Consider the following 10,241-nt stretch of genomic DNA (forward strand, 5'->3'; position numbering starts at 1 on the left):
GGAAGCGCCCGGCAGGCTAGCCCGCCAGCTCCTTGGCGATGACCTTGGAGAGCTCGCGGAAGGCCTTGCCGCGGTGGCTGATGGCGTCCTTCTCGGCGGGGGACAGCTCGGCGTTCGTGCGGGTCTGGCCGTCGCCCAAGAAGATCGGGTCGTAGCCGAAACCGCCCTCGCCGCGGCGGGAGCGCAGGATGCGGCCGGTCTGGCGGCCCTCGACGAGGTGCTCGCGGCCGTTGGGCAGCACGAGCGCCGCGGCGCAGACGAAGGCGCCGCCGCGCTGCTCGTCGGCCACGTCGCTGATCTGGGCGAGCAGCAGGTCGAGGTTGGCGTCGTCGTTGCCGTGCGTGCCGGACCAGCGGGCGCTGAAGACGCCGGGCATGCCGTTGAGCGCGTCGACCGTGATGCCCGAGTCGTCGGCCACCGTGGGCAGGCCGGTGCGCTTCGCGCCCTCGCGCGCCTTGATCAGCGCATTTTCGCCGAAGGTGAGGCCGGTCTCGGGCACGTCGGGGTAGCCCTCGAAGTCGCCGAGGCCGACCAGCTGGATCCGGTTGGCGCCGAGCGCCAGGTCGAGGATGCGCTGGAGCTCCACGAGCTTCTTCTGGTTCGCCGTGGCGAGCAGCAGCTTGGCGCTCATGCGGCGAGCGCCTTCTGCTGGGCGGCGGCCAGGTCGGCGCAGCCGGCCAGGGCGAGGTCGAGCAGGGCGTCCATCTGGTCGCGGCGGAACACGCCGTTCTCGCCTGTGCCCTGCACCTCGACGAAGTCGCCGTCGCCGGTGGCCACCACGTTCATGTCGACCTCGGCGGCGACGTCCTCGAGATACATCAGGTCGAGCCGCGGCTCGCCGTCGATGATGCCCACGCTGACCGCCTGGATCGAGCGGTGCATGACGTTCTCGACCTTGCCGGCCAGGGACTTGCGCTCGGCCAGCCAGTTGACCGCGTCGTGGAGGGCGACGTAGGCGCCGGTGATGGCCGCCGTGCGGGTGCCGCCGTCGGCCTGGAGGACGTCGCAGTCGAGGACGATCGAGTTCTCGCCGAGGGCCTTGAGATCGATGCACGCGCGCAGGCTGCGCCCGATCAGGCGGGAGATCTCGTGGGTGCGGCCGCCGACCTTGCCCTTGAGGCTCTCGCGGTCGCCGCGCGTGTTGGTGGCGCGGGGAAGCATCGCGTATTCGGCCGTGACCCAGCCGAGGCCGGAGCCCTTGCGCCACCGGGGAACGCCCTCGGTGACGCTGGCCGTGCAGAGCACCCGGGTGTCGCCGAACTCGACGAGCACCGATCCCTCGGGGTGGATGCTCCATTTGCGGGTGAGAGTCACGGGACGCAGCTGGTCGGCCGCTCGGCCGTCGGGTCGTGCCATGCCCAAACCTTATGCGCAGCGGCCTCGGCATGCCTCAGCCGCCCCGCCTCCTGTGGACAACCGCGCGCCTGTGGATAACTCGCGGCTTCGTCACACCCGTGCGGCAGGCTGCACGGCATGAACCTCCTAGCCGAACCAGCCCGTGAAAGCCTGCTCCCCCGCCGCGGGCCGGGGCACCGCCGGCCGCAGCACCGTGGCGGGCCGCTGCCACCCGGCCGGGACGCCCGCGACCGCGACGTCGGGCACGGCGCCGTGCGCCCGCAGGAAGCCGTCGACCGCAGCCGGCCAGCCGAAGCTCTCGGCCCGGGCGCGCGCGGCGGCCCGCCGCTCCGCCTCAGGGCGCTCCATCAGGGTGCGCACGCCCTGGGCAAAGGCCTCGGGCGTGCCGGGCACCGCGACGCCCGCGTCGCCGACCACCTCGGGCAGCGCGCTCGACTCGTTGACCACGACCGGCGTGCCGCAGGCGAGGGCCTCCAGTGCCGCCAGGCCAAAGGTCTCGACCGGCCCGGGCGCCACCACCACGTCGGCGCTCGCGAGCAATGCGGCCACCGCCGAGCGGTCGGAGATGTGGCCGGCGAAACGCACGGGCAGGCGGGCCGCGCGATAGGCCAGCGCGGCGCGCCGCACCCCGTCTCCGGCCACGGCCAGCACCGCCGGCACCTTGTCGTTGCGCAGCACCGCGAGCGCGTCCACGGCCAGCTCGGGCCGCTTCACGCCGGAGAGCCGGCTGCAAAAGGCGACGAGCAGCTCGCCGGGCCGGGCGTAGCGGGCGCGGACGGCCTCGTCGGCGCGGCTGGGGTGGAAGGCGTCCAGGTCGACGCCGAGCGGCACCTCGACCAGGTTGGGCACGCCGATGCGGCGAAACTCGGCGGCGGCGAAGGACGTCGTGCAGACGATCTGGTCGAAGTGCTCGGCCGTGCGCAGGTTGAACTTGTCGGCCAGCGAGTCGCGCTTGGGCATGCCCCAGACGCCGAGCAGGCCGGCGAGGCTCTCGTGCGACACCATGATCGAGCCGACCCCGCGCTGCCGCGCCCAGGTGCCCGTCCAGCGCAGCGTGGCGCGGTCGGAGACCTCGATGCGGTCGGGCTCGAGGCTGTCGAGGAGCTTGGCCAGCTCGCGGCGGCCGGTCATCACGCGATATCCGCCGGTGCGCGGGAGCGGGGCGCTGGGCAGCGTGATCACGCGGCCCTGCGACGTCATCTTGTCGGAGCGCTCACGGCCGGGGACGACCAGCACGGCCTCGTGGCCGGCGCGCTGGTAGCCCTCACCGAGGTTTCGGAGTGCGGTCCGCAGGCCCCCCGTGTGGGGTGTGACGAAGTTGGCCAGGCGAACGATGCGCATGCAACAACTCCAAGATCACTATCCACGGGTGCTCTCGCGCTCGGACCGTCCCCCGCCCCGGTCGCGGGCCTAGAGATCGTAACGGGCACCCGGGCGCACGACCTCAACCGGTCCCGCAAATGCGGCCACCGCGGCATCCACAATAGATGCCTCCGAGACCCACGCGGGCACCAGATGTGTCAGCAGCAACCGCCCGACGTCCGCCTTGGTCGCCGCCTCGCCCGCCTCGCGGCCGGTCAGGTGCAGGCCGGGAGGGTTCTCGACCCCGTCGGCGTAACTCGCCTCACACAGAAAAAGATCTGCGCCGGCGGCGAGTCGCAGCAGCGACTCGCAGGGCGCCGTGTCCGAAGAGTAGGCAAGCACGCGCCCACCGTGCTCGATCCGCACCCCATAGGTCTCCACCGGGTGATTGACCCGGTCGACAGTGACCGAGAACGGGCCGATCGGGAAGGTGCCGGGCTGGAGACCGTAGAAGGTGTACACGTCGTCGATCGCCTCGTTCTCCTGGCTGTACGCCGAGGAGATGCGCTCGGCGGCGCCGAGGGGGGCATAGACCGGCACCGGCGGCAGCGCGCCCGACGGGTCGTAGCGGCGCACCACGATGTACGTGCAGGCGTCCAGCACGTGGTCGCAGTGCAGATGGGTGAGGACGATGGCGTCGATCTTGTTCATGTCCGAGTAGCGCTGAAGAGCGGAGAGCGAACCCGAGCCGAAATCGATCAGCAGCCGGAAGCCCTCAGCCTCGACGAGATAGGCGGAACAAGCCGACTCGGGGCCGGGAAAACTGCCGGCACAGCCGAGAACGGTCAGTCGCATGCGGGTCCCTCTGGCTCACGCTGGGTCGTACACGCCCCGCCCGACCGGTCCGTGCTGGAGTCGTCAGACCAGTCAATCACGGAGCGAAGCGTACGCCGGGACCTGCGCACCATGTAAACGTCTGATCGATTTGTCGCTAAATCGACAACGTACATCACACCGCCCGTGACCTCGGCCATTACCGCGATTCCCGTTACGTCCGGTCAGTCCTTTGCGTTGCACAAAGTGAGGACAACTGAGGACGAACAGGCGGAGGCAGCGTGACCACGGCCGAGAGGAGCCGCCCCACGCAGACCGAGGCGGCGGAAATCATGCCGTTCGGTGGGTGGGAGATTACACCGGCTCCGCACGGAATCGGTGATAACGAAACGCTCTTTCGCTTCCCGGCGCCGGATGATCCCGCGCCGGGAACGGCTCGGCTGCTGATTCTGTCGCTCTACGCGGCGGCGCTCGGCCTCGCCGGCGTGGGCGTCGGCGTCCGCGCATTTGTCACCGTGCTGGGTGGCGCCGACTTCTGGTACGTGCCGGTGCTGACCCTTTTCGGACTGATCAGCGTCGGACTGGCGGTGGGCTCGTTCCTCTCGATCCACCGCCCGGCCCTTCCGTGGCTTTTGCTCGGCTGCGCGACCGTGCCACTCGCGATCGACGTGCTGATCGCGGCCCTGTATTAGGCCCAGAGCTGGCCCTCGAGGGCCTCTTCGGCGTCGTTGAGGGTGCCGCCGTAGGCGCCGGTGGACAGGTATTTCCAGCCGCCGTCGGCGATCACGAAGGCGACGTCGGCGCGCTTGCCGGCCTTGACCGCCTCGTGGGCGACCGCGAGGGCCGCGTGCAGGATCGCGCCGCTGGAGAAGCCGGCGAAGATGCCCTCGACCTCGACGAGCTGACGGGTCCGCAGCACGGCGTCGCGAGTGCCGACCGAGAAGCGCCGGTCGAGCACCGAGGCGTCGTACAGCTCGGGCACGTAGCCCTCGTCGATGTTGCGCAGGCCGTACACCAGCTCGCCGTACCGCGGCTCGGCCGCGACGATCTGGATGCCCTCGACCTTTTCCTTGAGGAAGCGCCCGGTGCCCATCAGGGTGCCCGTGGTGCCGAGGCCGGCCACGAAGTGGGTGATGGTGGGCAGGTCGTGCAGCAGCTCGGGACCGGTGGTCTCGAAGTGCGCGCGGGCGTTGGCCGCGTTGCCGTACTGGAACAGCATCTTCCAGTCGGGGTGCTCGGCCGCGATCTGCTTGGCGGTCGCCACCGCCTGGTTGGAGCCGCCGGCCGCGGGCGAAAAGATGATCTCCGCGCCGTACATGCGGAGCAGCTGGACCCGCTCGGCCGAGACGTTCTCGGGCATCACGCAGACCAGGCGGTAGCCGCGCAGCTTGGCCACCATGGCCAGCGAGATGCCGGTGTTGCCGCTGGTCGGCTCGAGGATGGTGTCGCCCGGGCGCAGGTGGCCCGACTCCTCGGCCTCGCGCACCATGTAGAGCGCCGGGCGGTCCTTGATGCTGCCGGTGGGGTTGCGATCCTCGAGCTTGGCCCAGAGCCGCACCGGCGGCGCCCCTTCGGGCACCGCCGGGGACAAGCGGGGCAGGCCGACCAGCGGCGTGCCCCCGCAGGCGTCGAGGAGGCTCTCATAGCGAGCCATGACGGTTAGCGGCCCAGAAGCGCGGCCGCCGCCGCGAAGCCCAGGGCGCCGCCGGCCACGGCGGGCAGGATGGTGATCGAGTCACCGTCGCTGAGCTTGGCGTCGAGCGCGCCGAGGAAGCGGACGTCCTCATCGTTCACGTAGATGTTGACGAACCGGTGCAGGCCACCCTCGGGGGTGATCAGCCGGCCCTTGAGGCCGTTGTGCTTGGCGTCCAGGTCGTCGATCAGCGCGGTGAGGGTCGCGCCGGACCCCTCGACGGTCTTGGCGCCACCGGTGTAGCTGCGCAGGATGGTCGGAACGCGAACTTCGATAGCCATGACGGTGAATGCTCCAAAGGAAGATACGAACTGAGGGCAGGGTCTTCTGAACGAGGTCGTCAGCGACACTCGTAGAAGACCGACACCGGGCTCTGCCCGAACATGTACGACTGCACAGCGCTCGCAATCACGCGTCCACCGTCGCATCCACGATGTTGATCTCTTCTTCGGTCACCACGCCGTCCACTATGCGGAACGACCGGATCTCTTCCGAGTCGGGCTCGCGGGTGGAGACGAGCAGATAATGCGCGCCGGGCTCGCCGGCGAAGGAGATGTCCGTGCGCGACGGATAGGCCTCGGTGGCCGTGTGGGAGTGGTAGATGACCACCGGCTCCTCGTCGTTGTCGTCCATCTCGCGCCAGACGCGCAGCTGCTCCATGGAGTCGAACTCGTAGAACGTCATCGAGCGCGCGGCGTTGTCCATCGGGATGAGCCGGGCCGGCAGGTCGCTGCCGATCGGGCCGGCGACCACGCCGCAGGCCTCGTCGGGGTGGTCCCGGCGGGCGTGGGCGACGATCGCGTCGACGATCGCGCTGTCGATGGTCAGCACGTCGTTCACATTACCGTGAGATTTCCCGGGGCCCAGCGTGGCAGCGGTCACTCGATCTCCGGCAGCGCGTTGAGCAGGGACTCCTGGAGATATCCCAGGTACGCGTACACGCTCAGCTGGAAGACGCGGCTGGAACCCGGGTCGTGCAGCACCGCCTCGTCGAGCTCCTCACCGAGATCGGTGTCGGCCCGGATGTCGAGCCGGGTGCCCATCGCCAGCCGGGCGTCGTTGATCGCGCGCAGCCACGCCTCGGCGGCCTCGCCGTCGAGGCGTACCTCTCCCTCGCCCTCGTCCGGAAGGGCCGCGAGGATCGCACCCGCCTGGTCGATCTTGCCGGTCTTGAGCTCGCCCTCGGTGTAGAGGCGGAACTCGGCCGAGTCGTCGGGGCGGTCCGGATAGATGTCGGGGAACAGGCGTGACACCACGGGGTCGCCGTGATCCATGCCGTCGGTCAGCAGACCGACCACCTCCCCGGCGACCTTGCGCAGCACGCGCACCTCGTCGACCGCGAACGTGGCCACACACTGGCTGCCGTTGCGTCGGAACATCTGCCCTCTCCCGCGGTGTTCAGGCCCGGTCCACCGTCGCCCAGAGACCGTATCCGTGCAGCTGGTTGGCGTCCATCTCCATGCGCTCGCGCGCACCGGTGCTCACCACGGCCTTGCCCTTGGTGTGCACGTCCAGCATCAAGGCCTCGGCCTTCTCCTTGCTGTAACCGAAGAGCTTCTGAAAAACCCAGGTCACGTACGACATGAGGTTGACCGGATCGTCCCAGACGATGGTCACCCACGGCCGGTCGTCGGCCGGTGCTTCTTCGATCTCCGGCGTCTCGACGGGAGCAACCTGAGGCAACGCCATGCCCCCCATGTTGCCACCGGTTTCGCCGCATCGGTGAACCGGAACGCCGAACCGCAGGTCAGCGGCTGGTTCGTAAGGGGCCGTCCGGCGCAATAGGGTGGGGTCGTGAACACCTTCGCCCCCGCGCTGCTGACCGATCAGTACGAGCTGACGATGGTCAGCGCCGCGCTCAAGGACGGCACGGCCGACCGCCAGTGCGTCTTCGAGGTCTTCGCCCGCCGGCTGCCGGGCGGCCGGCGGTACGGCGTGGTGGCCGGCCCCGGGCGCCTGATGGAGCTGATCCGCGACTTCCGGTTCAGCGAGGCCGAGGTCGCCTTCCTGCGCGAGGCGGGCATCGTCGACGAGGCCACCGCCGCCTGGCTGGCGAGCTACCGCTTCCACGGCGACATCGACGGGTACGCGGAGGGCGAGCTCTTCTTCCCCGGCTCGCCGATCATGACGGTGTCCGGCTCGTTCGCCGAGTGCGTGGTGCTCGAGACGTTGATCCTCTCGGTGCTCAACCACGACTCGGCCGTCGCCTCGGCGGCCGCGCGCATGGTCACGGCGGCGCGCGGGCGCCCGATCATCGAGATGGGCTCCCGGCGCACGCACGAGGACTCGGCCGTGGCGGCGGCGCGCGCGGCCTATCTGGCGGGCTTCGCCTCGACCTCCAACCTCGCCGCCGGCGCTCGCTACGGCATTCCCACGACCGGCACGTCCGCGCACGCGTTCACGCTGCTGCACGACGACGAGCCGGCGGCGTTCGCGTCCCAGGTCGCCGCGCTCGGCAAGAACACGACACTGCTGGTCGACACGTACGACATCGCCCAGGGCATCCGCAACGCGATCGCCGTGGCCGGCCCCGACCTGCGCGCCGTCCGCATCGACTCGGGCGACCTGTCGGTGCTGGCCCAGCACTCCCGCGAGCTGCTCGACTCCCTGGGCGCCACCGAGACCAAGATCGTTGTCTCGGGCGACATGGACGAGTACGCCATCGCGGCGCTCGCCGCCGAGCCCGTCGACATGTACGGCGCGGGCACCGCTGTCGTCACCGGCTCGGGCGCGCCCACCGCCGGCCTGGTCTACAAGCTGGTCGAGGTCGAGGGCCGCCCCGTCGTCAAGCGCTCCGAGAACAAGGCGACCGTCGGCGGCCGCAAGACCGCGGTCCGGCGCCACAAGCCCACGGGCACCGCCACCGACGAGATCATCGTGTCCCAGGGGGTGCCCGATCACGCCCCGAACGACCGGCTCCTCCAGCGCTCGTTCGTCGTGGCCGGCGAGATCGCCGAGATCCCGCCGCTGCGGGAATCCCGCGAACATCTGCGCCAGTGCCTGATCTCGATACCGTGGGAGGGTCTGAAGCTCTCGGCCGGCGACCCGGCCGTTCCGGTCACCATCGTGGGGGTCCCGTGACACGCGCCCTGATCATCGTCGACGTCCAGAACGACTTCTGCGAGGGCGGCTCGCTGGCCGTGGCGGGCGGCGCCGCGGTGGCCGCCGGCATCTCGCTGGTGCTGCGCAAGGCGGGCGCCCGGTGGGACCACGTGGTCGCCACCAAGGACTGGCACATCGACCCGGGCAAGCACTTCAGCGATCACCCCGACTACGTCGACTCGTGGCCGGCACACTGCGTGGTCGGGTCCGACGGGGCCGAGTTCCACCCCGAGCTCGCCACCGACCGCATCGAGGCCGTCTTCCACAAGGGCGAACACCAGGCGGCCTACTCGGGCTTCGAGGGCCACACGGACGACGGCGAGACCCTCGCGACCTGGCTGCGCTCACGGGGCGTGACCGAGGTCGAGCTGGTCGGCATCGCCACAGATCATTGTGTACGGGCGACGGCGCTCGACGCGAAGGCCGAAGGGTTCGCGACGACCGTGCTGCTGGAGCTGACCGCCGGCGTGGCCGAGGGCACGACGGCCGCGGCGCTGCAGGAGTTCCGTACCGCCTCGATTGAGACAACGGGCACACCGGTCGTCTCCACCTGATCAGCGGTTGGTTTTTTGTCGTACCCCCGGGGCAGGATGTGCCCCGGAGGTCAGGATCGACATGCTGCTCAAGCCTTACCGCGAGACCCTAGCCCTGCCCGGCATCAAGTCGCTGCTGGTGGTGGCCACGCTGGCGCGCATCCCGATCGCCGCCGGCGCGGTCACCCTCACGCTGCACGTGGTCGACGACCTCCACCGGGGTTACGGCGCGGCCGGCCTCATCGGCGCCGCGTTCACCATCGGCGGTTCGGTCGGCGCGCCGGTCATGGGCCGCCTCATCGACCGGCGCGGGCTGCGTCCGGTGCTCGTGCTGACCACGATCGCCGAGGTCCTGTTCTGGTCGCTGGCGCAGGCCGTGCCGTTCTGGATCCTGCTCGTCCTGGCCCTGGTCGGCGGCTTCCTGGCCCTGCCGGCGTTCTCGGTCGCCCGCCAGGCGATCGCGGCGATGACGCCCGAGTCGCAGCGGCTGCCCGCCTTCGCCCTCGACTCGATCACCACCGAGCTGAGCTTCATGACCGGCCCCGCGCTGGGCGTCCTGATCGCCACGAGCGCGGGCGCGCGCTGGGCGATGCTCACCATCGGCGCCGGCATCCTGGTCTCCGGCGTGGGCCTCTGGCTGCTCAACCCGCCGGTCCGCGCCGCGCACGAGGCCTCCATCGAGTCCGGCGAGCGCGTCCCCCGCCGCAGCTGGCTGACGCCGCGCTTCGTCGCCGTCCTGGCCATCACCTCGGCGGCCACCGTCGTCCTGGCGGGCACGGATGTCACGGTGGTGGCCGTCCTCCGCGAGAACGGCGAGCTCGGCTGGACCGGCCTGGTGATGACGCTGTGGGCGTTCTACTCCCTGCTCGGCGGCTTCGCCTACGGCACGATCCGCCGCGGCCTCCCGCCGATCGCCATCCTGGCCCCCATGGCCGTGGCCACCGCCGTCGTCAGCCTGGGCTCCGCACACTGGTGGCTGGTCGCCCTCCTGCTGATCCCCGCCGGCGCCCTCTGCGCCCCCCTGATCACCTCCAGCGCCGACGCGATCAGCCGCATGACCCCCGCCGCCGCCCGAGGCGAAGCCATGGGCCTGCACAACTCGGCCCTCACCGTCGGCGTGGCCCTGGGCGGCCCTTTGGCCGGCCTGGCCGCCGACACCCTGTCCCCACCATGGGGCTTCGTAGCCGTCGGCGGCGTCGGCGCGGCGATCGCCCTCCTGGTCCTCCCCGCCGAGCTACGCCACCGCCGCACAGCCACCCCCGCCCCGGAGACCCCAGAGCCCACCGACGTCCCGGCCTCCACCGACCAGACCTCCGACTTCCCCGCCACCGCCGACGACATTCGCGCGCCCGCCACCCACCCCTGACGCGGCCCGGCACCCAACGCTGCAACCCCCGACGCCCGCCCGGCACCCAGCGCCA

General features: G+C 70.8%; 12 protein-coding genes and 1 pseudogene. 4 read left to right on the top strand and 9 right to left on the bottom strand.

From position 1 onward, the window contains the following. Positions 1-16: 16 nt before the first annotated feature. The 4 genes from rdgB to Ade02nite_RS12470 all read right to left on the bottom strand — a co-directional run bounded on the left by rdgB (position 17) and on the right by Ade02nite_RS12470 (position 3,513). Positions 17-631: an RdgB/HAM1 family non-canonical purine NTP pyrophosphatase gene (gene rdgB, locus Ade02nite_RS12455; RefSeq protein WP_203761766.1), complete on the bottom strand. Its 615-nt coding sequence runs from the start codon at positions 629-631 to the stop codon at positions 17-19. Continuing rightward, entirely contained in the window at positions 628-1,356 is a 729-nt protein-coding gene (gene rph, locus Ade02nite_RS12460; protein ID WP_203761767.1) for a ribonuclease PH, read from the bottom strand. The genes rdgB and rph overlap by 4 nt, the downstream gene beginning before the upstream one ends. 126 nt (positions 1,357-1,482) lie before the next feature. Then, the gene (locus Ade02nite_RS12465; protein WP_203761768.1) at positions 1,483-2,697 is read right to left on the bottom strand and encodes a glycosyltransferase; all 1,215 of its coding nucleotides are present in this window, start codon (positions 2,695-2,697) and stop codon (positions 1,483-1,485) included. Positions 2,698-2,766: 69 nt separating this feature from the next. Beyond that, positions 2,767-3,513 carry an MBL fold metallo-hydrolase gene (locus Ade02nite_RS12470; protein ID WP_203761769.1) on the bottom strand — a complete coding sequence of 249 codons (747 nt, stop codon included), beginning with the start codon at positions 3,511-3,513 and terminating at the stop codon, positions 2,767-2,769. A 260-nt stretch (positions 3,514-3,773) separates the two neighbouring features. Here Ade02nite_RS12470 and Ade02nite_RS12475 point away from each other — a divergent pair, with 260 nt between their 5' ends. Next, the gene (locus tag Ade02nite_RS12475) at positions 3,774-4,184 is read left to right on the top strand and encodes a hypothetical protein (RefSeq protein WP_203761770.1); all 411 of its coding nucleotides are present in this window, start codon (positions 3,774-3,776) and stop codon (positions 4,182-4,184) included. Here Ade02nite_RS12475 and Ade02nite_RS12480 read toward each other — a convergent pair. The 5 genes and pseudogenes from Ade02nite_RS12480 to clpS all read right to left on the bottom strand — a co-directional run bounded on the left by Ade02nite_RS12480 (position 4,181) and on the right by clpS (position 6,874). Next, positions 4,181-5,146 carry a PLP-dependent cysteine synthase family protein gene (locus Ade02nite_RS12480; protein ID WP_203761771.1) on the bottom strand — a complete coding sequence of 322 codons (966 nt, stop codon included), beginning with the start codon at positions 5,144-5,146 and terminating at the stop codon, positions 4,181-4,183. The two genes, Ade02nite_RS12475 and Ade02nite_RS12480, sit on opposite strands and share 4 nt — an antisense overlap. A gap of 5 nt (positions 5,147-5,151) precedes the next feature. Next, positions 5,152-5,466 carry a MoaD family protein gene (locus Ade02nite_RS12485; RefSeq protein ID WP_203761772.1) on the bottom strand — a complete coding sequence of 105 codons (315 nt, stop codon included), beginning with the start codon at positions 5,464-5,466 and terminating at the stop codon, positions 5,152-5,154. A 59-nt stretch (positions 5,467-5,525) separates the two neighbouring features. Continuing rightward, positions 5,526-6,016 (bottom strand): annotated as a pseudogene (locus Ade02nite_RS12490) (M67 family metallopeptidase). 47 nt (positions 6,017-6,063) lie between these two features. Then, on the bottom strand, positions 6,064-6,564 hold the full coding sequence (locus Ade02nite_RS12495) for a DUF2017 domain-containing protein (RefSeq protein ID WP_203761774.1): 501 nt from the start codon (positions 6,562-6,564) through the stop codon (positions 6,064-6,066). A gap of 19 nt (positions 6,565-6,583) precedes the next feature. Next, positions 6,584-6,874, bottom strand: a complete 291-nt coding sequence (gene clpS, locus Ade02nite_RS12500; RefSeq protein ID WP_203761775.1) for an ATP-dependent Clp protease adapter ClpS — start codon at positions 6,872-6,874, stop codon at positions 6,584-6,586. Positions 6,875-6,979: 105 nt separating this feature from the next. On the opposite strand from clpS, the gene Ade02nite_RS12505 reads away from it, so the two are divergent. The 3 genes from Ade02nite_RS12505 (at position 6,980) to Ade02nite_RS12515 (ending at position 10,186) form a co-directional block, all read left to right on the top strand. Then, positions 6,980-8,266 (top strand): nicotinate phosphoribosyltransferase, encoded by a 1,287-nt coding sequence (locus tag Ade02nite_RS12505; protein WP_203761776.1) that lies wholly within the window; start codon positions 6,980-6,982, stop codon positions 8,264-8,266. After that, positions 8,263-8,841 carry an isochorismatase family protein gene (locus tag Ade02nite_RS12510; protein ID WP_203761777.1) on the top strand — a complete coding sequence of 193 codons (579 nt, stop codon included), beginning with the start codon at positions 8,263-8,265 and terminating at the stop codon, positions 8,839-8,841. The genes Ade02nite_RS12505 and Ade02nite_RS12510 overlap by 4 nt, the downstream gene beginning before the upstream one ends. 61 nt (positions 8,842-8,902) lie before the next feature. Further along, positions 8,903-10,186, top strand: coding sequence for an MFS transporter (locus tag Ade02nite_RS12515; RefSeq protein ID WP_203761778.1), 1,284 nt, complete (start codon positions 8,903-8,905; stop codon positions 10,184-10,186). Positions 10,187-10,241 lie beyond the last annotated feature (55 nt).

The sequence above is a fragment of the Paractinoplanes deccanensis genome (genome assembly GCF_016862115.1).
Lineage (GTDB): Bacteria > Actinomycetota > Actinomycetes > Mycobacteriales > Micromonosporaceae > Actinoplanes > Actinoplanes deccanensis.